Origin of the sequence: Kitasatospora sp. NPDC056327 (genome assembly GCF_042261735.1) — a bacterium.
Taxonomy (GTDB): Bacteria; Actinomycetota; Actinomycetes; order Streptomycetales; family Streptomycetaceae; genus Kitasatospora.
The window spans coordinates 1-21,546 of sequence record NZ_JBHJRC010000131.1; the positions used below are offsets into that span (position 1 = coordinate 1).

Annotated in this window: 16 protein-coding genes, 1 rRNA gene and 1 pseudogene; 14 read left to right on the top strand and 4 right to left on the bottom strand. The window is 75.5% G+C overall.

Annotated elements, in window-relative coordinates:
* The 9 genes from rrf to ACFCX4_RS19920 form a co-directional block, all read left to right on the top strand.
* Window positions 1-75: ribosomal RNA gene (gene rrf, locus ACFCX4_RS19880) — 5S ribosomal RNA — on the top strand; the annotation flags it as partial.
* Between the two features lie 230 nt (window positions 76-305).
* The gene (locus ACFCX4_RS19885) at window positions 306-1,718 is read left to right on the top strand and encodes a histidine kinase (protein ID WP_376144161.1); all 1,413 of its coding nucleotides are present in this window, start codon (window positions 306-308) and stop codon (window positions 1,716-1,718) included.
* Window positions 1,670-2,335, top strand: coding sequence for a LuxR C-terminal-related transcriptional regulator (locus ACFCX4_RS19890; RefSeq protein WP_376144163.1), 666 nt, complete (start codon window positions 1,670-1,672; stop codon window positions 2,333-2,335). The genes ACFCX4_RS19885 and ACFCX4_RS19890 overlap by 49 nt, the downstream gene beginning before the upstream one ends.
* 168 nt (window positions 2,336-2,503) lie before the next feature.
* Window positions 2,504-4,054: a DUF2637 domain-containing protein gene (locus ACFCX4_RS19895; protein ID WP_376144165.1), complete on the top strand. Its 1,551-nt coding sequence runs from the start codon at window positions 2,504-2,506 to the stop codon at window positions 4,052-4,054.
* 152 nt (window positions 4,055-4,206) lie between these two features.
* Window positions 4,207-4,863 (top strand): YigZ family protein, encoded by a 657-nt coding sequence (locus ACFCX4_RS19900; protein ID WP_376144167.1) that lies wholly within the window; start codon window positions 4,207-4,209, stop codon window positions 4,861-4,863.
* 148 nt (window positions 4,864-5,011) lie between these two features.
* The gene (locus tag ACFCX4_RS19905; protein ID WP_376144169.1) at window positions 5,012-5,374 is read left to right on the top strand and encodes a cupin domain-containing protein; all 363 of its coding nucleotides are present in this window, start codon (window positions 5,012-5,014) and stop codon (window positions 5,372-5,374) included.
* 234 nt (window positions 5,375-5,608) lie between these two features.
* Window positions 5,609-7,468, top strand: coding sequence for a hypothetical protein (locus ACFCX4_RS19910; RefSeq protein ID WP_376144171.1), 1,860 nt, complete (start codon window positions 5,609-5,611; stop codon window positions 7,466-7,468).
* A gap of 126 nt (window positions 7,469-7,594) precedes the next feature.
* A complete protein-coding gene (locus tag ACFCX4_RS19915; protein WP_376144173.1) occupies window positions 7,595-9,244 on the top strand; it encodes a restriction endonuclease in 1,650 nt (549 codons plus the stop codon).
* 265 nt (window positions 9,245-9,509) lie between these two features.
* Window positions 9,510-10,274, top strand: a complete 765-nt coding sequence (locus tag ACFCX4_RS19920; protein ID WP_376144188.1) for a ZIP family metal transporter — start codon at window positions 9,510-9,512, stop codon at window positions 10,272-10,274.
* Between the two features lie 76 nt (window positions 10,275-10,350).
* On the opposite strand, the gene ACFCX4_RS19925 is transcribed toward ACFCX4_RS19920, so the two are convergent.
* Complete coding sequence (locus ACFCX4_RS19925; protein ID WP_376144175.1) at window positions 10,351-11,256, bottom strand: LysR family transcriptional regulator; 906 nt, start codon at window positions 11,254-11,256, stop codon at window positions 10,351-10,353.
* A gap of 130 nt (window positions 11,257-11,386) precedes the next feature.
* On the opposite strand from ACFCX4_RS19925, the gene ACFCX4_RS19930 reads away from it, so the two are divergent.
* Window positions 11,387-12,340, top strand: a complete 954-nt coding sequence (locus ACFCX4_RS19930; protein ID WP_376144190.1) for an EamA family transporter — start codon at window positions 11,387-11,389, stop codon at window positions 12,338-12,340.
* Between the two features lie 124 nt (window positions 12,341-12,464).
* Here the strand turns inward: ACFCX4_RS19930 and ACFCX4_RS19935 are convergent.
* A pseudogene (locus ACFCX4_RS19935) lies at window positions 12,465-12,893 on the bottom strand (MarR family transcriptional regulator); the annotation flags it as partial.
* A gap of 147 nt (window positions 12,894-13,040) precedes the next feature.
* Here ACFCX4_RS19935 and ACFCX4_RS19940 point away from each other — a divergent pair.
* On the top strand, window positions 13,041-13,379 hold the full coding sequence (locus ACFCX4_RS19940) for a DUF2218 domain-containing protein (RefSeq protein WP_376144177.1): 339 nt from the start codon (window positions 13,041-13,043) through the stop codon (window positions 13,377-13,379).
* 9 nt (window positions 13,380-13,388) lie between these two features.
* On the opposite strand, the gene ACFCX4_RS19945 is transcribed toward ACFCX4_RS19940, so the two are convergent.
* Both ACFCX4_RS19945 and gabT read right to left on the bottom strand, forming a co-directional pair.
* Entirely contained in the window at window positions 13,389-14,027 is a 639-nt protein-coding gene (locus ACFCX4_RS19945; RefSeq protein WP_376144178.1) for a phosphatase PAP2 family protein, read from the bottom strand.
* A gap of 463 nt (window positions 14,028-14,490) precedes the next feature.
* Window positions 14,491-15,846 carry a 4-aminobutyrate--2-oxoglutarate transaminase gene (gene gabT, locus ACFCX4_RS19950; RefSeq protein WP_376144180.1) on the bottom strand — a complete coding sequence of 452 codons (1,356 nt, stop codon included), beginning with the start codon at window positions 15,844-15,846 and terminating at the stop codon, window positions 14,491-14,493.
* Window positions 15,847-16,086: 240 nt separating this feature from the next.
* Between gabT and ACFCX4_RS19955 the strand changes: the two genes are divergently transcribed.
* The 3 genes from ACFCX4_RS19955 to ACFCX4_RS19965 all read left to right on the top strand — a co-directional run bounded on the left by ACFCX4_RS19955 (window position 16,087) and on the right by ACFCX4_RS19965 (window position 21,507).
* Window positions 16,087-18,180, top strand: coding sequence for an ATP-binding protein (locus ACFCX4_RS19955; protein WP_376144182.1), 2,094 nt, complete (start codon window positions 16,087-16,089; stop codon window positions 18,178-18,180).
* A gap of 168 nt (window positions 18,181-18,348) precedes the next feature.
* Entirely contained in the window at window positions 18,349-19,914 is a 1,566-nt protein-coding gene (locus ACFCX4_RS19960; RefSeq protein ID WP_376144184.1) for a PucR family transcriptional regulator, read from the top strand.
* A gap of 150 nt (window positions 19,915-20,064) precedes the next feature.
* Window positions 20,065-21,507, top strand: a complete 1,443-nt coding sequence (locus tag ACFCX4_RS19965; RefSeq protein ID WP_376144186.1) for an aldehyde dehydrogenase family protein — start codon at window positions 20,065-20,067, stop codon at window positions 21,505-21,507.
* Window positions 21,508-21,546: the final 39 nt, after the last annotated feature.

Consider the following 21,546-nt stretch of genomic DNA (forward strand, 5'->3'; position numbering starts at 1 on the left):
AACCCGGAAGCTAAGCCTCACAGCGCCGATGGTACTGCAGGGGGGACCCTGTGGGAGAGTAGGACGCCGCCGAACAATCATTGTGAAGAACCCCCCGCCGGGTCATCCGGCGGGGGTTCTTTGCGTTTCCGGCATTTCCTGACGTTTCCCGGGACGTGTATCGGGAGCACCCCGGAGGGGTGGACCTAGGACCACCCCGGGTTCGGGGTGGGACGGCCAGTGTCCCGGGCAGGGTGTCCGCGAAAGACTGGGGTCAGGACGATCGGAGCCGGTCTGCGGCGCCGGCATCAGTATCAGGAGTAGTGGTGGCAACGGTGAGTCGGATCAGCGGGGGAGGCGCCGTGCGCGCCCGGACCGAGGCGGCGCTCCTGGCGGGTGCCCTCGGGCTGGCCCGGTTGTCGCTGCTGGTCGTGGGTGTGGTGCCGGTGGTGGCGGTGCCGGTCCTCGGGGCGCTGTTCGCCGGGGCCACGGTCGCCTGGATGCTGGATTCCTACTACCCGGCGGCGCTGTTCGCGCTGTTCGCCGCAGTGGTCGCCGGGCTGGCCCTGGCCGGGGTGTTCGTCCGCCCGGTCGCGCGGCGGACGAGGGCGCGGCTCGGCAGCTGGTACGAGCTCAGGATGCCGGTGTCGTACACCCCGCGGCCGGCGCTGGAGGCGGACGCCCGCGGTCACTGGTGGACCGGTTACTCGTACCACCGCTCGCACAGCGTGGCCCGGTTCGCGCAGCTGCTGCACTGGGCGGCGCGGGACCGGGCGACCAGGACGGAGATGCTCTGGCTGGTGGTCAGCCCGTTCGTCGTGGTCGCGCTCGCGGCGGTGATCGCGGGGCTGCTGGCGGGAGGTGTGGCCTACCTGGTCGTGGCGGCCGTGAGCTACAAGTCCTACGGTCCGACCTCCACGGGTGCCACGACGGCGCTGTTCTCCACCCTGCTGGGGCTCGCGCTGATCGCCGCCGGCGTGCTCCTGGCTCCGCAGGCGGTCCGGGCCTATGCCGAGGTGGCGCGGCGGGTGCTGGACCAGGACGGCAGGGCCTCGCACGCCCAGCTGACCCGGCGCGTGGCGGAGCTGACGGAGACCCGCGCCGACGCGGTCGGCAGCCAGGCCGCCGAGCTGCGGCGGATCGAGCGGGACCTGCACGACGGCGCGCAGGCCCGGCTGGTCGCGATCGGGATGACGCTGGGCACGATCGAACACCTGATGGAGACCGACCCGTCGGCGGCGCGCCAGCTGCTGTCGGAGGCGCGGCAGTCCTCGGCGCGGGCGCTCCAGGAGCTGCGCGACCTGGTCCGCGGCATTCACCCGCCGGTGCTGGCGGAGCGCGGGCTCGGCGACGCGGTGCGGGCGCTGGCACTGGACAGCGCGCTGCCGACCGAGGTGTACGTGGACCTGCCGGACCGGCTGCCGGCACCGGTGGAGGCCACCGCGTACTTCAGCGTCTGCGAGCTGCTCGCCAACGCGGCCAAGCACTCCGGGGCCGAGCAGGTCTGGGTGGACATCCTCTACCGGGCCGGTCGGCTCCGGGTGACGGTGACGGACGACGGCGGCGGCGTCGCGGATCCCACCCGGGGGACCGGGCTGCGCGGGATCGAACGCCGATTGGGTACCTTCGACGGTGTCCTCGCCATCGACAGCACGTCGGGCGGTCCGACCACCATCACCCTGGAGTTGCCGTGCGAGTTGTCCTCGCAGAGGACCTCTACCTCCTTCGAGAAGGCCTGATCCGGCTGCTGGAAGCGCACGGCTTCACGATCGCCGCCGCGGTCGAGACCGGCCCGGAGCTGCTCGAAGCGCTGCTGACGCACCGTCCGGACGTCGCGGTGGTCGACGTCCGGCTGCCCCCGACGCTGACCGACGAGGGGCTGCAGGCGGCACTCAGGGCGCGCCGGGAGATTCCCGGCCTGCCGGTGCTGGTCCTGTCGCAGCACGTCCAGCAGCTCTACGCGCGGGAGCTGCTGGCCGACGGGACGGGCGGGATCGGCTACCTGCTGAAGGACCGGGTGTTCGCCGCCGACCAGTTCATCGACGCGGTCCGCCGGGTGGCGGCGGGCGGCACGGCGATGGATCCGGACGTCATCGCCAAGCTGATGCAGACCACCTCCCGGCGTCCGGGTCCGCTCCAGCGGCTGTCGCCGCGCGAGCGGGAGGTGCTGGAGCTGATGGCGGAGGGCTGTTCGAACTCGGCGATCGCCGCACGGCTGACGGTGAGCGACGGGGCGGTCGCCAAGCACATCGCCAACATCTTCACCAAGCTCGACCTCGCCCCGGCCGAGGACGCGAACCGCCGGGTGATGGCGGTGCTCGCCTACCTCAACGGCACGGCGGCACCGACCGCCTGACCCGGTGGTGGCGACGGTCCGGGCTGCGGGCGAGCCGGGACAGGCGTACGAGTAAACTCCGGTGGGCCGAGCCCGGAGGCCGTCCAGCCGTCCGGAGCCCCGACACGCGGGAACCGGCAGCCGGGGCAGCGTACGGCCGCAGCCGAGATCCAGGGGTTGATAGACGTTATGGCACGCCCATCGCTCACCAAGGCCCACCGGGTCCTGCTCGGCCTGGTCGCGGCCGGGGCCTGCGTCATCTCCGGCATCGGCTTCGCGGGCTCCTACAACGCGGTCAAGGAACTGGCGGAGGAGAAAGGATTCGGCGCCTTCTCCTACGCCTTCCCGATCGGCGTGGACGCGGGCATCGTGGTGCTCCTCGCCCTGGACCTGGTGCTGACCTGGCTGCGGATCCCGTTCCCGCTGCTGCGGCAGACCGCGTGGCTGCTGACCGTCGCGACCATCGCGTTCAACGCCGCCGCGTCCTGGGGCGACCCGCTCGGGATGGGCATGCACGCGGTCATCCCGCTGCTGTTCGTCGTCGTGGTCGAGGCCTCCCGGCACGCGGTCGGCCGGATCGCGGCGATCACCGCCGACCGGCACATGGAGTCGGTCCGGATGATGCGCTGGGTGCTCTCCCCGGTGCCGACCTTCAGGCTCTGGCGGCGGATGAAGCTCTGGGAACTGCGCTCCTACGACGAGGTCGTGCGGCTGGAGCAGAACCGGCTGGTCTACCGGGCCCAGCTGCGTTTCCGCTACGGGCGGGGCTGGCGCCGCTCGGCGCCGATCCAGGCGCTGCTGCCGCTCAAGCTGGCCAAGTACGGGGTGCCGCTGGACCCGGCGGTGTTCGACCGGATGGACGAGGACGACCGGGCGGCGCGCGAGGCGAAGGAGGTCCGCGAGGCCGAGGCGGCGGCCCGCGCGGAGGCCGCGCTCGCCGAGCGGGAGGCCCGGGCACTGGCGGAGAGCCGTGCCGCGGCCGCGCTCGCGCCGGCTGCCGGGGCGGTGTCGGTCGAGAAGGCCGGGCAGGCCGCACCGCCGGAGGAACCGGTCGCCCCGCAGGACGGTGCCCGCGCGCAGGAACGGCCGCAGGCCGCGCCGCAGCCGGAGCAGCAGTCGCAGGTCCAGGCGGACCCGGCGCCCGCCGAGGTGCTCGCCAAGCTCGCCGCGGTCCGGCTGCGCGACGCGCAGGAGCCGGCCGGTGAGGAGCAGCAGGCCCCGGTGCAGCAGGACGAGGAGCTGAACGTGTGGACCGCGCGGGCCGTCCGGACCACCGGTCACCCGAGCGACGGTGAGCCCGGTGGCCGGGTGCCCGGTCAGGTCTCGCCGTGGTTCAAGGCTCCGCGGCCCACCGAGCAGGAGGAGGGGGCCGAGCAGCCGCAGGCCGTCGCGGTGTACGCGGACGGGACCGAGGTGTACGCCGTGCAGCCCGAGGAGGAGTTCGCGCAGGACGTACGGGCCGCCGCGGCGCCGGACTTCCCCCTGGAGCGGTCGCCGCGTCCGGTCGGGCCGACGCCCTCCGGCGGCTACCGGCTGGATCCGGAGCTCGCCTACCAGGCGCTGGTCAGCTACCTCGACAGCCACGAGGGGCAGCAGCCCGACGCCCAGCGCCTCGCGGACTGGCTGACCCGGGAGTTCGGTGTGGCCGGGAGCCGCCCCGACGGTTCGGTGCACCCCAAGGAGGTCGACCGCCTCTTCCCCGAGTTGCAGGACCGCTACGCCGCCTCCGGCCGGGACTGACACGGCCGTCCGGGCCGTCGCCCCGCCGCCGGGGGTCCGCCCGCCGGCCGGCGGACCGGGGTTAGGCTGGCCGGGCGGTCCGCGGGCGACCTGTCGCCCGGCGCGGCCGCACCACCGCCCCCCTCGCCGCCCTCCGGGAGAACCGCCGCGCCATGCCCGCCACACCGGAGCCGACCCCCCGGCCGTACCTGACCGTCCGGAGCGCGGGCACCCACGAGCTGGAGATCAAGAAGTCCCGGTTCATCTGCCACCTCGCCCGGGTCGTGGACGAGGAGGAGGCCCAGGCGTTCATCGCGGGCATCCGCAAGCAGTACTGGGACGCCCGGCACAACTGCACCGCCTTCGTGGTCGGCGAGGAGCAGCGCCGGGAGCGCTCCAGCGACGACGGCGAGCCGGGCGGGACGGCCGGTGTGCCGATGCTGGAGGTGCTGCGCCGGCGCGGGATCACCGACACGGTGGCGGTGGTGACCCGGTACTTCGGCGGCATCAAGCTCGGCGCCGGCGGCCTCGTGCGCGCCTACGGGAGCGCGGTGTCGGAGGCGCTGGACTCAGTCGGGCTGCTGGAGCGGCGGCCGGTCGCGCTGCTCGCCGTGACGGTGGACCACACCCGCGCCGGGCGGGTGGAGAACGACCTGCGGGCGGCGGGGTTCAGCGTGAACGACCTGGCGTACGGGGCGGCGGGGGTGCGGATCGAGGTGGGGGTGCCGGAGCCGGGGGTCGCGGCGTTCCACACCTGGCTGGCGGAGGCGACGGGTGGGACGGCGGCCGCGGTGGCGGCGGGCCGGACGTACGTCGAGGTGCCGGTCTGAGCCGGTGGCACCCGCCGGGCGGCGCCGGGTTCGAACGGGCACACAGGTTCCGGACAGCTTTTCGGCCGGTTTCCGGACGGCCGGTTTCGGGGCGGCGGCGCCCTGCCTAGCCTGGTCGGATTCCGCCGACCAGGGAGCCGAGAGCGCGATGCCCGTCGTCCGGACCGTCACCCTGGCTCCGGGGGAGAGCACCGGCTGGCACTACCACCCGGGCCGGGTCGACGTCGTGGTCCTCTCCGGGACGCTCACCCGGACCCTGCACGACGGCCGGGTGGAGGTCAGCGCGGCCGGTGACTCGCTGGTCGAGCACGCGGGGCCGGTGCACGTCCACGTCGGCCGCAACCACGGGACGGTGCCGGTGGTCCTGGTCGCCAGTTACGAGGCGCCGACGGGCCGGCCGCTCGCGGTGCCGGTGTCCGTGCCGCCGCTGCCGCTCCCGGCGCCGCCCGCGCCCGCCTCCGCCACCGCGCCCGGACGGAGCCCCGGCGGCTCCGCCCGGCACACGGACTGACGCGGCCGCGGGCCGCTCCCGCGGGGGCCGGCGGTGGGCCGGGCGGGGCGTCGGGCCCCAGCAGATCCTCGTCGTCCGCGCCGGACGGCTTGAGCAGATTCACCCGAATGTAGTGACGTTGCCCGGACTTGGAACTTCTGCTCCGGGCCATGGCGTTTCCTGGGCACAGGTCCGGCGAACCGGACCAATGACCCATCGATGGAGGACACGGGACCCCACCACGGAGGTATGCGCATGACCTCGGAACGCCCCTCGTCGTCTCCCGCCCACGCCGGTCCCGCCGGCGCCGGGGGACCGGCGACGCCCTACCGGATGACCGTCACCACCGCTCTGCCGCACGCCGACGCGCTCGCCCTGGCCGACCAGCACCTCACCGCCTGGCTGAAACAGCAGGGGTACGAGGAACCCCCGCCCGCCGACCCCCTTCCGCCCGCCGGCCCCCTTCCGCCCACCGCCCCGGCGCCCGCCCCCGGACCGTCCACCGGCCAACCGTCCCTCGCGGCACCGTCCGCCGCCGAACGGTTCCGGCTGGGCGAGCACGTGCTGCTGGACCGGGACGGCGGCCCGCTGAGCGGCCCGCCGCCGGGCGGTCGCTACGACCGCCGCCGGGTGCGGACCCCGGCCCCGCACGGCACCGACCGGCTCACCCTCACCGTGGCCACCGGACCCACCGGGCCGACCTGGGTCCGGGTGGAGGCCGCCGCCCACCCCGCCGGCAACGGGGCGAGGCCACCGGCCCGGGTCCCGGTGCCCGACCTGGTCCGCGCCCTGCTCCCCCTGCTCGACGCCGCCGACGGGCCGTCCGCCGTGCCCGCCACGCCCCGGGTGCTCACCGCCGCCGGGGTCGACCGACTGGTCGACGAACTCTGCGACCCCGACCGCCGGATGCCGACCGTGGTGGCCAGCGTCCCGGCCGGCCTCGGCACCGAGCAGTGGCTCGCGGACGCGGTCGGCCCGCTCTGCGAACTGCTGCCCGGCCTCGCCGGCCTGTACGTCCTCGACGCCGCGGCCCGGACCAGGTTCAACGTCGCACTGGAGTACCACGCCGTCTACGGCGGCGCGGTGCGCACCTACCTGCCCGAGGTCGACCCGGCCTCACGGCCGGACGGGCGCCGCCATCCGGTGCTGGCGCGCACCCGGATCGAGGAGAACCTGCGCCGCGCCGCCGTCCTGCTGTCCCGCGAACCGCGCCGGCTCGCCGCCGAACGGCCGTTGCCGCCGGCGCTGGCGGCCGTCCCCCCGCTACGGGTGTCCGGGGCCGCGAGGATCCCCGTCCCCGCACCGCGTCCCCCGGTCCGGGAGCCGTCGGCCCCGCCGGCCGGCGGGGAGCGGGAGGAGCACGGGAGGTCCCCGCACCCGCCGCACCGCGAGGGACGCCGGGAGCACCACCGCGACCGGCCGAACGGGAAGGCGCTGTCGGCCGGTGCCGCCCCGGGGCGGTCGTCCGGACCGGGCCAGGGGCGCGGCGCGGGCGGCCGGCTCTGCGTCGCGCCGGGCGGCGCGGGAGGGCCGGGGCACGGGCAGTCCGCGGCGCAGGCCGTTCCCGGCGCACCCGTCCGCCGCTCCGGACACCGGCACGCCGGGCCGTCCGGGGGACGCGGCGGCATCCCGCTCACCTTCACCGAGCTGATGGACCGGCTCGGCGAGTTCCCGCTGCTCACCTTCACCGGGGACCAGAAGGCCGCGCTCGCCCTCGACGAACTGCGCTGCGCCGGCGGCGGCTGGGCCCAACTCACCTGGGACGGTCTGACCGCGCTCCAGGAGTACGCCGAGGCGGCCGTCCGCGGCCAGGCGGGCGGCGACTTCAAACAGTGGTGCGAACGCACCCCGGCCGGCTGCCACCGCTTCCCGCCCCGCAAGGCGGTGCGCGGCGAGTCCAGGACGGTGTACAGCCACGCCAAGTGGAAACGCGAGCGGATGCTCCCCGTCCCGGAGTGCGTGGACGTGTCCCGGCGTGCGTTCATGGGCGCGCACCTGCGGATCGGCGGCGGACGCACCGCACCCCGGCTGCACTACCTGGACGACTGTTCGGGCAGCGGCCGGATCTACGTCGGCTACATCGGCCTGCACCTGACGAACACCCGGACCAACTGAGCGGCATGGCTGACCGGTGCGCCCGTTCGGTGGACAATGTCCGGAAGGGGGTGGGCCTCGGGGCGGCGGACGGGCTGCCGACCGCCCCCGGGCAGGCGCCGGACGAGCATGGGGGAACGACCACCGATGCAGTACTCAGCAGACGGCCAGTCCGACGGTGCTGTCACGGCCCCCCAACCGGGCTTCCTGGCCTCGGTCTTCCACGACCTCGGGGTCGAGCCGGAGGAGGACGGTCCGGCGGGCCGTCCCCCCGGCGGCCCGGACGCCGGCCCGGACGGACCGTCACCCGACGGTCCGTCCGGCGCGGACGGTGACGAGGCGGTCGCCGCCCACGCCCGGGCCGCCGCGCTCACCCACCACCGCACGCTCACCGTCCAGGCCGAGCACGAGCGGCTGGCCGATCTGCTGCGGCGCACCGCGCTGCCCGTCTCGGCGATGGACTTCGAGAGCCAGCTCCGCCGCTACGAGCCGCGCCCCTACCCGGCCGACGGAGCGGCCGCGGCGGGCGGCGGGGACCCGGAACCGCGCTGGAAGGACTTCGCGCCGGAGGAGCCGCCCGCCGCCGGCCCCGACGAGGCACCGTCCCGCCGGCTGCTCGACTCCGGCTACCAGCGGGAGCTGGCCCAGGCACGGCTGGCCCACCAGCGTGCCTTGCGGGAGTGGCGCACCCGGCAGGCCGAGGCCGCCGATCCGGTCGCCGACGCCTCCCGGCGCGCCCACGACGAGGCCGAACAGGCCCGTGCCCGGGTGGTGCAGGAGTACAACGAGTCCCTGGAGGAGTGCCGCCGCGCCTACCGGCTGGCCGAGCCGGCCGCCGTCGAGTCGCTGCTGGAGCGGGCCCTCGCCGCCGCCGAGACCAACACCCAGGACCTGCCGACCCCCTGCCGCGCCGTCTACCGGCCGCTGACCCGCACCGCGGTGCTCGACCTCGACCTGCCGGCCCTCGGCGTGGTGCCCTCGCTCACCGGCTACCGGCTGGGCCCGGACGGCGGGATCCTCCCGGTGCCGCGCCCACCGGCCGACTGGTCCGCCGACTACCTGCGGCTGGTCGCCCGGCTGGCCCTGCGCGCGCTGCAGGCCGCCGACGCCGTGGACACCGACGAGATCCTCGCCGGGGTCGTGCTCAACGGCTGGCTGCGCGAGCCCGGCGAGGAGCCGCTCTGCCTGGTGAGCGTGGACGCCGACCGCGACGCGCTGGCCCGTACCCGGCTGCTGCCGCCCGCGGACCCCGACGACGAGCCCGACGGCGAGGGCGTCTACGCGGACGCCGAGCAGGACGACGCGCTGGTCCGGCTGCGCAGGCTCGGCGCCGCCGTGAGCCCCGACCCGTACGGCCGCGCGGGCGTCGAGCCGGCCGCCCGGACGGCGGCCACCGTGCCGGCTGCGCCCGACCTGTCGGCGAACGAGTTCGCCCAGCTGGTGCGCGAGCTGCTCACCCGGGGCGGGCTCGGGCAGTGGAGCGTGCGGCTGCGCGGCCCGTCCGGGCTGGTCGCCACCGGTGAGGGACCCAGCGGCAGCGCGCTGCCCGGCCGCTGGGTGGTCTGGGCCTCCAGGGGCGCCGGGGCGGTGGGCGAGGAGGAGATCCGCACGCTCGCGGAGGCGGTCCGGGAGGAGTCGGCCGAGCGCGGACTGCGGCTGACCACCGGCCACTTCACGGACGGGGCGCTCGACCTCACCGGCGCGGACGGTCACCGGCACATCCACCTGGTCGACGGGGACGGGTTCCGCGAACTGGCGCGCACCCACCTCGGCCTTCCGCTCGCCGCCGGGCGCTGATCCCCGCCACCGCGGCAGCCCGCCGCCGGACGTCCGGCCCCGGCGGGCAGCGGGGTACGGGAGGGGCGCGCACGGCGGGCTCACACCGACGGCCCGTCCGGCGGGCGCCGGTGCGCGGGCTGCACGACGCTGGGGGGCACGGCCGTCCGGCACCGGCCGACGGCCGGCCCGGGACGGACGGAACACGGGGGAGACGAGTGAACAGACGGTCCGTCACGGGGGAGCCGCGGTGACCGCGATCCTGGTCGCCGCCGGGGCCTTCCTGATGACGCTGCTCGGCGGCTGGGTCGCCCAGCGCACCGGTGACCGCCGGCACCTGGTGCTGGGCTTCGCCGCCGGGCTGATGCTCGGGGTGGTCGCCTTCGACCTCCTCCCGGAGGCGCTGCACCAGGCGCCCGAGGAGGTCCACGGGGTGCCGCAGGCACTGCTGATGTTCGCGGCGGGCTTCCTCACCATCCACGTCGTCGAACGGGCGGTCGCCATCCACCGCGGCCACGAGGAGGAGTACGCCGAGCACACCCACGGCCAGCGTCCCGCCGGGGGCCACTCCCACGGGCACGCCCACGGCCGGGGCCGGTCCGGTGCCGACGGGCACCAGGGGGTGGGGCTGACCGCCGCCCTCGCCCTGGTGAGCCACAGCGTCATGGACGGCTTCGCGATCGGCGCGGCCTTCCAGGCCGGGACGACGGTGGGGACGGTGGTGGCGATCGCCGTGGTCGCCCACGACTTCGCCGACGGCTTCAACACGTACACGATCACCCGGCTGTACGGGAACAACCGGCGGCGCGCGCTGACCCTGCTGGTGGCGGACGCGCTCGCGCCGGTCACCGGCGCCGCGATCACCCTGCTGTTCCCCATCTCCGAGCACCTGCTCGGCCTCTACCTGGGGTTCTTCGCCGGGTTCCTGCTCTACCTGGCGACCTCCGACATCCTCCCCGAGGCGCACAGCCCGCACCCCTCGCGGACCACGCTGCTCTGCACGCTCGGCGGGGTGGGCTTCATGTGGCTGGTGATCGGCTTCGCCGGCTGATGTCCGTGAACTGATGTCCGTGGGCCGAGCTCCGTGGGCCGATGTCCGCGGGCCGCGCCGGACCGCGTCCGCTCGGTCAGCCGTCCCGGGCGTCCCAGCGGGACCGCATCACGGCCAGCGCCTCGGTGATCGCCGGACGCCGCGAGGCCTGGGAACGCCAGAGCGCGAACACCCGCCGGGCCGGCTCCGGCACCACCGGCCGGGACAGCACCCCGGGCGGCAGCGACCCCCGGCCCAGCCGGGGTACCAGCCCGACGCCCAGACCCGCCGCGATCAGTGCGATCTGCGTCTCGAACTCGCCGACCCGGTAGTGCACGTCCGGCTCCTCACCGGCCTCGCGCAGCGTCCGCACCAGCCAGTCGTGGCAGATGTTGCCCGGCGGCACGCTGGTCCACCGCTGTCCGCGCAGCCGCTCCACCGGCACCACCGCGAGCCCGGCCAGCGGGTGGCCGGCCGGGAGCAGCAGGTCCACCGGGTCCTCGCCGAGATCCAGCCGGGACAGGCCCTCCTGGACCGGCAGCGGGACCGTCGGCCAGTCCTGGACGAGCGCCAGGTCCACCTCGCCGCGCGCCACCAGCTCGGCCGCCGGGTAGGGGTCGCTCTCCAGCAGCCGCACGTCCAGGCCGGGGCAGCGAGCGCGCAGCTCGGCCAGCACGCCGGGCATCAGCCCGCGCGCGCCCGTCGCGAAGGCGGCCACCAGCAGCCGTCCGACCGCCTGGCCGCGCTGCTCCTCCAGCCGCACCTCGGCGCGTTCCACCAGGCCCAGCACCGCCTGCGCGGTGGTGGCGAGCTCGCGCGCCGCGTCCGTCAGCACCACCCCGCGGCCCTGGCGCTCCAGCAGCACGGTCCTGGTCTCCCGCTCCAGCTTGGCGATCTGCTGGGAGACGGCGGACGGGGTGAAGCCGAGGGCCGCGGCCGCCCCGCCGACCGAGCCGTGCACCGCGACGGCGTGCAGCGCCCGCAGGCGCCCGAGATCCAGCATGAAGCCATGCTAAAGCGTCCCCTTCAGCAATCATCGCTGGTGCTGAACGGTGGGCGGCGGCCATCCTCGTCCCATGAGCGCATCCCCGCAGGCCGCCCCGGGCGGCGGCAGCCCCGGCGGCGACGGCCGCATGAGTCCGCGCCACATCGCCCTGGCCGTGCTGGTGGCCGCCGTCTGGGGCCTCAACTTCGTCCTCATCCACGTCGGGCTGGAGAACTTCCCGCCGCTGCTCTTCTGCGCGCTGCGGTTCGCGGTGGTCGCCGTCCCGGCGGTGTTCCTGATCGGCCCGCCGCGGGTCGCCCTGCGGTGGGTGGTCGCGGTCGGCGTGGTGCTGGGGGTGGTCAAGTTCGGCCTGCTCTTCCTGGGCATGCACGCCGGGATGCCGGCCGGCCTCTCCTCGCTGGTGCTCCAGGGGCAGGCCGTCTTCACCGCGCTGTTCGCCACCGTGCTGCTGGGCGAGCGGCCCGGCGGGCAGCGGCTGTTCGGCCTGGCCGTCGCCTTCGCCGGGATCGGGCTGAGTGCCGTCGGCCGGGGCCCCGGCGGACCGTTCGGCGCGTTCGTCCTGGTCGTGCTCGCCGCGGCGGCCTGGGGTCTGTCCAACGTGCTCACCCGCCGGGCCGCCCCGCCGGACGCGCTGCGCTGGATGGTCTGGGTGAGCGCGGTGCCGCCGCTGCCGCTGCTCGGACTCTCGCTGCTGGTCGAGGGGCCGGAGGCCGACCTGCGGGCACTGCGCGGGATCGGGCTCGCCGGACTCGGCGCGATCGGCTACGTCGGGCTGGTCTCCACCCTGTTCGGCTTCGTCGCCTGGAGCCACCTGCTGCGCCGCTACGACGCCACCGCCGTCGCGCCCTACTCCCTGCTGGTGCCGGTGTTCGGGATGTCCTCGGCCTGGCTGCTGCTCGGCGAGCCGGTCGGTCCGCCCGCCCTCCTCGCCGCGGTGCTGGTGATCGCGGGCATCGGGATCACCGCGCTGCGCCCGGGGGCGCTGTCCGGCGCGGTGCGGCGCCTGGTGCGACGGTCGCCGCGTACGCGGTCTCGGCGGTCCGCAGCGCTCGCAGCAGCGCGTCCTGCTCGGCGGGACTGACCGGGCCGAAGTACTCCTGGGCGACCTCGTGCCGGACCAGGCCGATCCGCTCCACGGCCGACCGGCCGGCGGCGGTCAGCAGGATCCGCACGGCCCGGCGGTCGGCCGGGTCCGGGGCCCGCTCGACCAGACCGGCCTCCTCCAGCGCGTCGACCACCGTGGTGGCCGAGCGGGGGGCGATGTGCAGCCGGTCGGCCAGGTCGCTCAGCCGCATCGCGCGGTCGGGCAGCTCGCAGCCGGGGGCGTGCGCGAGGGCGCGCAGGGCGCGGCCCTGGCCGGGGGTGATGCCGTAGGGCTCCAGCCGCTCGCTGGTGAGGCGGCGGATCCGCTTGATCGCCCGGGTCATCGCGTCGGCCAGCTCGGCGGCGGTGTCCGGGGTCGCATCGGTGTCGGTGACGGTGTCCGGGGCCGGATCGGTGTCGGTGACGCTGCCCGGGGCGGTGCTGTCCGGGCCGACGGCCGTGCGGTCCGGGGCGGCGCCGGGGTCGGGGTCGGCCGCCGGTTCCGGGACGGGGGAGGAGCTCGCCGCGTCGTCGGTCGGCGTGGTGGTCATGGGCGGCTCTCCTCGGCTGGTGTCCGGCCCCAGGGTATCGGCCGGTCGTGGACCGTCCGGAAAAATGTTGAGCAAGGCTCAGCATCTGGGTTAGCGTAGATCCTAGTGAGGGCACCCTAAGTCCCCTCCCCTGAACCTGGAGGGCCCGTGCCCCGCTCCGAAGCCCGCGTCGCCACCGACCGCTCCGCCCGCTACGCCAAGCAGCTCGCCGCCCACATGGGCCGCAAGATCCAGGCCGACTGGTCCGAGGAGGCCGGCCGCGGCACCCTCGTCTTCGGCACCGGCAAGGCCACCCTGGAGGCCGCCCCCGACGCGCTGCTGCTCGCGGTCGAGGGGGAGACCGAGAACCTGCCCGGCCTGGAGGACGTCGTCGGCCGCCACCTGGTCCGCTTCGGCGCCCGCGACGAGCTGGTCGTCGAGTGGCGCCGCGACAACGGCGAGCCCGGCCACGTCCACCGCAACGACGAGGACCCGGCCGAGGGCTGATCGCCGGGTTCAGCCGCCCGCGGCCGGCCGGCGGGTGCCGGGCCGTCCCGGGCGGCAGGTGAGCGGCCACCGGGCGAGGGCCCACAGGACCAGGCCGCCCAGGCACCAGCCGGCCACCACGTCCAGCAGCCAGTGGTACTCGCGCCACACCAGGCCGAGCCCGACACCCGCCCACAGCAGTGCCGCCGCCCCGGCGAGCACCCGCCGCGCCCGGGGGCCGGCCGCCCGGCACACCAGCAGCGCGGCCACCCCGTACGCGAGCGCGGCCGTCGTGGTGTGGCCGGACGGGTACCAGCCCCACTGCTCCGCCGTCAGCGGCAGTCCGGACGGGCCGGGCCGCGCGAACCGGATCTTCGCCGGGACGACCAGCAGCGGGATCAGCCCGGCCGTCAGCGCCGCCACCGGGAGCGGCAGCCACCAGCGCGCGCGGCCCGCCCGGAACTCCCGCCAGGACGCCACCGCCCCGCCGAGGAACAGCACCGGCACCGCCACCGACCCCTCGCCCAGGTCGGCGAACAGCTCGCCGAGCCGGTCGGCCGGGGTGCTCCCCAGCACGTGCCGCAGCTCCCGGACGGCGTGCCGGACCAGGCGGTCGAGTTCCAGTGCGGGACCGTCCACCGCGACCTGCCAGGACACCAGCAGTAGCACCGCGCCGAGGATCACCGGCACCACCGGGCCGGCCAGGACGCGAGGCAGCCGCCCCGGAGCAGGGGGGAGAGCTCCGGGGCGGCTCTGATGATCGCCGCTCCGTGCGTCCCGGGGGGTGTGGGCCGGACGGCCGGTCGATCGGCTTGCGGTGTTCACCGGCCCCTGCGGGACGGCCTGGTTGTCCTCGCGGCCCTCGCGCGGAGCCGTCCCGGAGGACGGTGCCGCGGACGGATCCGCCCATGGCTGGGGCTCGCTGTCCATCTGTGATGACACTACGTCAAGAGTCCTTGCGGGGCCGAGGAGCTTCAGCGATTCCGCACACCATCTTCACCGTCAGCGCCGGTGGCGTCACGCCGCGTTCGAACCGAACGGCCCGCGGGGACGAGGTCCCCGCGGGCCGTTCGGCGCTGTCCGGACATCCCTCCGGCGGGTCGGTGACGCGGCGTCACGGCCGCGGACGGGCTCAGACGGCGGCGAACGCGCCTTCCAGGATGTCCAGGCCCTCGTTCAGCAGGTGCTCCGGGATCACCAGCGGCGGCAGGAAGCGCAGCACGTTGCCGTAGGTGCCGGCGGTCAGCACCACCAGACCCTCGGCGTGGCAGGCCTTCGCGATGGCCGCGGTGGCCTCCGGGTGCGGCTCCTTGCCGCCCGGCTTCACCAGCTCGACCGCGATCATCGCGCCGCGGCCGCGGACCTCGCCGATGCGGACCCGGTCGGAGTCGGCGAACTTCTCCGCCATCGCCCGCAGGCGGCCCAGCATGATCTCGCCGATCCGCTGCGCCTTGCCGTTGAGGTCCTCCGCCTTCATGGTCTCGACGGCGCCCAGCGCGGCGGCGCAGGCCACCGGGTTGCCGCCGTAGGTGCCGCCCAGGCCGCCCGCGTGCGCGGCGTCCATGATCTCGGCGCGACCGGTCACCGCGGCCAGCGGCAGACCGCCGGCGATGCCCTTGGCGGTGGTGATGAGGTCCGGCACGACGCCCTCGTCGTCGCAGGCGAACCACTGGCCGGTGCGGCAGAAGCCGGTCTGGATCTCGTCCGCGACGAAGACGATGCCGTTGGCCTTCGCGAACTCCACGATGGCCGGCAGGAAGCCCTTGGCCGGCTCGATGAAGCCGCCCTCGCCCTGGATCGGCTCGATGATGATCGCGGCGACGTTCTCGGCGCCGATCTGCTTGGTGATGACCTCGATCGCCTGCGCGGCGGCCTCGGCGGCGCAGTTCTCCGCACCGGTCAGCCAGCGGTAGGGGTAGGCCACCGGCACCCGGTGGATGTCCGGGGCGAACGGGCCGAAGCCCTGCTTGTACGGCATGTTCTTCGCCGTCAGGCCCATGGTGAGGTTGGTGCGGCCGTGGTAGCCGTGGTCGAAGACCACGACGGCGGTGCGCTTGGTGTGGGCGCGGGCGATCTTCACCGCGTTCTCCACCGCCTCGGCACCCGAGTTGAACAGCGCGGTGCGCTTCTCGTGGTCGCCCGGGGTCAGCTCGTTGAGCTGCTCGGCCACGGCGACGTAGCCCTCGTACGGGGTCACCATGAAACAGGTGTGGGTGAAGGCGGCCAGCTGCTCGGACGCCTTCGCCACCACGGCCTCGGCGCTGTTGCCGACGTTGGTCACGGCGATGCCGGAGCCGAAGTCGATCAGCGAGTTGCCGTCCACGTCCTCCAGCACACCGCCGTTGGCGCGGGACACGTACACCGGCAGGGTGGTGCCGACGCCGGCCGCCACCGCACCCAGCTTGCGGGCCTGCAGCTCCTGCGACTTCGGACCGGGGATCGCGGTGACCAGACGGCGCTCCTGCGGGAGCGGCGTTGCGGCGCTCATGGGTTTCTCCAGACTTCTCGGCTCGGTGCTTCGCAGGCTACGGGGGCCCTCGGTGGGCGGGCATGCGCCACTCGGTAGCACTGGGCCGTCCGACTTGTCCGGGGCGGCCAGCACGATCGGGACGACGAGTGGCAGGCCGCGCTCCACTACATTGAGCGCGGGCGTGTCGCCGGGGCGGCGGCATGGGTATGGGCGGCACCGACGGCGGTCGGGCCGGCGGGCGAGGGAGCGGGGCCGTACATGGGACTGGACGGGGCACGGAACCACGGCGAGCGGACCACCGCCACCCCACCGCACACCCCGCGGGCCCCGCACGCGCCCCGGCCGGCGATGCCGAACCCGCGGCCCCCGGCGCACGCGCCCTTCGACCTCGCCGCCTGGGTCGCCGCCCCGCGGCCGGAGGCCGCCCCGGGCGTCTTCCGGCAGAGCCACGAGGAGCTCGACCCCGACCGCGCCGAGGCCGCGAAGGTCCCCACCTGGCCCCTGCTGCTGCGCGCGGGGCTGAACGCGGTGGTGGGATGGCTGGCGTACGTCTACGGCGTCGAGCTGGCCAAGTACGGAACGACACTCATCGGTGTGCTGCCGACGAGGTCGGCGTTCGTCGCGGTCTCGGTGGTTCTCACTCTCAATATCCTGGTCGCGGGCATCGTCATCAAGGTCTTCGGCCGGATGGGCCGGTGGCCCGAGGTGTGGCGGCGGTACGCGGCGCCGCTGCTGTCGCGGACGGTGACGGAGGAGGTGCCGGCGACCGAGGAGGAGCAGGCGCAGGCCCTGCGGCTGCGGGATCCGTGGGCGGTGCTGCGGCAGGGCGGGGCCGCGGCCGCGGCCGGGCGGCTGGACGGCGAGGCGGTCGGGGACGTCGACTACGTGCGGATCCAGCGGGCCTGGGAGTCGGCCCAGGCGGACCGGGCCTTCCTGCCGGCCTTCGTCGAGCAGGTGTCGCTGCGCGGCGCCGCCGCGTTCGCGCACCCCTCGGAGGCCCGCGAGCTGCCGGGCCGGGCGGAGCGGCACGACCTGCTGCTGGCCCAGGTCCGGCTCGGCACGGCGCAGGACGTGCCGAAGAACCCGGTGACCCACCGGGCGGCCGGCTTCGCGCTGGACCCGGCGGTGCTGGGCACCTCGCTGCTGGCGGTGGGCCCGGCCGGGACCGGGAAGACGGCCCGGCTGGCCCGTCCGGTGGCGGAGGCGCTGTGCCTGCAGGCGCTGGCCGGGACGGCGTGCGCGGTGGTGATCGGGTCGGCGGAGGCGGACCTGGGGCCGGACGCCTGGTACGACGTGGTGATCGCCCCGGGCAACGCCGGTTCGCTCTACGGGCTGGACCTGTACGGCGCGGCGCAGGACCCGGACGAGGCGGCGGCCCGGCTGGCCGAGGCGCTGCTGCCGGACGAGCTGACCGCGCGCGCCGAGACCGCCCGGACGGCCCTGCAGCAGACGGTCGGCCCCTTCCACGCCGCGTTCGGCCGTCACCCGGGCGTGCGCGAGCTGCGGGCGCTGCTGGCCGGTGAGCCGGAGGCCCTGGAGGGCCTGGTGAAGGGGCTGCGGGCGGCGGGCCTGCTGGGCTCGTACGAGCGGGACCTGGATCACCGGGAGCGCCAGCGCGACCGGGCGGACGATCCGGGGGCGCTGCTGGCGGACCGGCTGGCGCTGCTGGACCGGCCGGCCTTCGAGGGGGCGTTCGCGACCGACGGCACGGGCCGGCCGCCGTTCTCGATGCGGGCGCTGGACCATCCGCTGCGGGTGCGGGTGAAGCTGCCGGAGCGCAGCCACCCGGAGGCGGCGCGGATGCTGTCGCGCCTGCTGGTCGGCCAGTTCGTGCAGGCCGCGGGCGCGCGCCGGGACCGTTCGCTGTTCGCGGGGCTGGTGGTGGACGACGCGTCGGCGGCCCTGGACGCCGGCATCGTGCGCGGGCTGCAGCGGCTGCGCGGGGCGAACGCCGGGGTGGTGCTCCTGCTGCGGACGCTGGTCGACCTGCCGGAGGCGCTGCGGGCGCCGCTGTTCGGGGCGGTGGGCTGCCGGGCGGCGTTCCCGGGCATCGCGCCGTGGGACGGGCGGCTGTTCTCGGAGGCCTGGGGCACCCACCTGGTGCGGGAGACGGCGGTGACGCTGGCCCCGGACACCTCGGGCGGGATGGTGCGGCGGGCCGGGCGGCTGGGCCGCAAGGCGCTGTCGGGGACGACCGCGCAGACCGAGTCGGTGACGACGCGCGAGGTGGAACGGCTGCGGTGGTCGCCGTCGGACCTGGCGCACGCGCTGCCGGGCGGGCACGCGGTGGTGTCGCTGACGGCGGTGTCGGGGGAGCAGGTGCCGCCGCTGCTGGTCGATCTCCGGGGCTGAGGCCCGTCGCGGGAACCTGTCGGAGAAGCTCTACTTCGAGGTGGATTCGGCAGTACCGGTTGTCCGGGGCGTCCATAATGAGAAGGAAGTGGGATTCCCCCGGGACACCCCAAGCCCTCCTCTCGCCCGGCCGCAACGGCGCGGTCGGGTCGTTCCCCCGAAGGTGCCATGCCCCCCACACTTGCCTCCGTCGTCCGCAACACCTCGCTCCATCTGACGGTCCTCGCCGGTGCGGACCATCTGGAGCGGCCGGTCCGTTGGGTGCACACCAGCGAGCTGGACGACCCGACGCCGTTCCTGGAGGGTGGCGAGCTGCTGCTCACCACCGGGATCAAGCTGGGCCGGACCGCCGCCCGGCTGCAGGCGTACGTGCACCGGCTGGCCGACGCGGGGGTGGTCGGGCTGGGGTTCGGGGTGGGGCTGTCGCACACGGAGGTGCCGCAGCCGCTGGTGGACGCGGCGGCGCAGCGCGGGCTGCCGCTGCTGCGGGTGCCGGAGCCGACGCCGTTCATCGCGATCAGCAAGGTGGTCTCGGCGGCGCTGGCGGCCGAGCAGTACGAGGCGGTGACGACGAGCTTCGAGGCGCAGGAGGAGCTGACCCGGGCCGCGCTGGGCAAGGACGGCACGACGGCGGTGGTGCGCCGGCTGGCGGCCCGGCTGGGCGGTTGGGCGGCGCTGTACGACGGCTCGGGCGCGCTGTCGGTGGTGGCGCCGGACTGGGCGGCGCGCCGGGCGGGGCGGCTGGCGGCGGAGGTGGACCGGCTGCGGCGGCGTCCGGCGCCGTCGAGCGCCGCGCTGCAGGGGCGGTCGCCGGGGATAGACACGGCGGACGAGGACTACGTGGTGGTCCAGTCGCTGGGGGCGGACCGGCGGGCCCGGGGTTTCCTGGCGGTGGGCACCGAGGACCGGATCACGCCGACCGAGCGGTACGTGCTGAACGCGGCGGTGGCGCTGCTGACGCTGACCCTGGAGCGGTCGCGGGAGCTGCGGCAGGCCGAGGAGAAGATGGGCGCCGCCCTGCTGCGGATGGTGCTGGCCGGTGAGGTGGCGACCGCGCGGCAGGTGGCGGCGGGGCTGTTCGGCGGGCTGCCGGAGGGGACCGTCCGGGTGCTGGTGGCCGGTGCGGGGCAGGGCGTGGACGCGGGGGAGGCGCTCGGCGAGCTGGGCGACCGGGCCGAGCAGGCCGGGGCGCGGGTCGGCGAGAAGCTGCTGGTGGCGCGCGAGGAGGGTGCGCACGGGCCGCGGCTGATGGTGCTGGCGCTGGACAACGGCTCGGTGCACCGGGCGTGCCTGGGTGCGGTGGAGGAGCACGAGGGGCTGTCGCTGGGGGTGTCGGCGGCGGCCGCACTGGAGGACGCCGGGACGGCGCACGCGCAGGCCGAGCGGGCGCTGGCGGTGGCGCTGCGGGGCGGGCGGCGTTCGGTGGACCACGAGGAGGTCGGCGCGGGTTCGCTGCTGCCGCTGCTCGGCGAGGACGCCGTGACGGCCTTCGCGGAGGGTCTGCTGAGGCCGCTGCGCGAGCACGACCGGACGGCGCGCGGCGACCTGGTGGCCTCGCTGCGGGCGTGGCTGTCGCGGCACGGGCAGTGGGACGCGGCGGCGGCCGACCTGGGGGTGCACCGGCACACGCTGCGGTACCGGATGCGGCGGGTGGAGGAGCTGCTGGGGCGGTCGCTGGACGACACGGACGTCCGGATGGAGCTCTGGCTGGCGCTGCGCTCGGGCGAGGAGTAGTCCGGACGCCGGAACGGCTGGACACGGTGGAGCGATCGGGTGGCCGAACGCTACTCGGTGTCCAGTCCGGTCGGCGCGCCGCCCGCCCTACCCTCGGTTCAGGCTCCACGTCCGTGGGGTGCTGAGGACGAGGAGAGGGCCGGTACCACGGTGACCACCACGTACGACTTCTGGCTGGCCGGCCGCCGGGCGAGCGGCGACGCCGACTTCGAGGTGCACAACAGCTGGGACGGCCGTCTGGTCGGCCGGGTGAGCGTCCCCACCGAGGCGCAGGTCGAGGAGGCCCTGGAGGCCGCCGTCGCCGCGCTGCCGGTGTTCGCCGCGACCCCGGCGCACGTCCGCTCCGCCGCCCTGGACCACGTGGCGCGCCGGCTGGCCGAGCGCACCGAGGAGATCGCGCAGCTGATCACCGCCGAGAACGGCAAGCCGATCAAGTGGGCGCGCGGTGAGGTCGGCCGGGCCGTCTCGGTGTTCCGCTGGGCCGCCGAGGAGGCCCGCCGGACCAACGGCGAGACCATGCGGCTGGACACCGACCCGGGCGGCACCGGCCGTTTCGCGGTGGTGCGGCGCTTCCCCCGCGGTGTGGTGCTGGGCATCGCCCCGTTCAACTTCCCGCTGAACCTGGTCGCCCACAAGATCGCCCCGGCGATCGCGGTCGGTGCGCCGATCATCCTCAAGCCGGCCCCGGCCACCCCGCTGTCGGCCATGGTGCTGGGCGAGATCCTGGCCGAGACCGACCTGCCGGCCGGGGCCTGGAGCGTCCTGCCGGTGCCGAACGACCGGATGCCGGCCCTGGTGCAGGACCCGCGTCTGCCGGTGATCTCCTTCACCGGTTCGGACAAGGTCGGTTACCAGATCATGGACTCGGTGCCGCGCAAGCACACCACCCTGGAGCTGGGCGGCAACGCCGCGGCCGTGGTGCTCGCCGACTGGTCCTCGGAGGCGGACCTGGACTGGGCGGCCACCCGGATCGCGATGTTCGCCAACTACCAGGGCGGCCAGTCCTGCATCTCGGTGCAGCGGGTGATCGCCGACGCCTCGGTGTACGACGCGCTGGTGGAGAAGATCGTCGCCAAGGTACGGGCCCAGGTCACCGGTGACCCGAACGACGACGCGACGGACGTCGGCCCGCTGGTCGACGAGAACGCCGCCGTGCGGGTCGAGTCCTGGGTGGACGACGCGGTCGCCAAGGGCGCCAAGGTGCTCACCGGCGGTACCCGCGAGGGCGCGACCTACGCTCCGACCGTGCTGGCCGAGCTGCCGGCGGACGCGATCCTGGCCAAGGCCGAGGTGTTCGGCCCGGTCCTGTCGCTGCACCGGGTGGACGGCGTGGACGAGGCCTTCGCGGCCGTCAACGACTCGCTGTTCGGCCTGCAGGCGGGCGTGTTCACCCACGACCTGCAGACCGCCTTCCGCGCCCACCGGGAGCTGGAGGTCGGCGGTGTGATCATCGGTGACGCGCCGTCCTACCGCGCCGACCAGATGCCGTACGGCGGCGTCAAGGACTCCGGCGTCGGCCGCGAGGGCGTCCGGTACGCGATGGACGACTACACCGTCGAGAAGGTCCTGGTCCTCTCCGGCCTCGACCTCTGAGGGTGCCGTGACGAAGGGCCCGGCCGCCGGTCTCCGGCC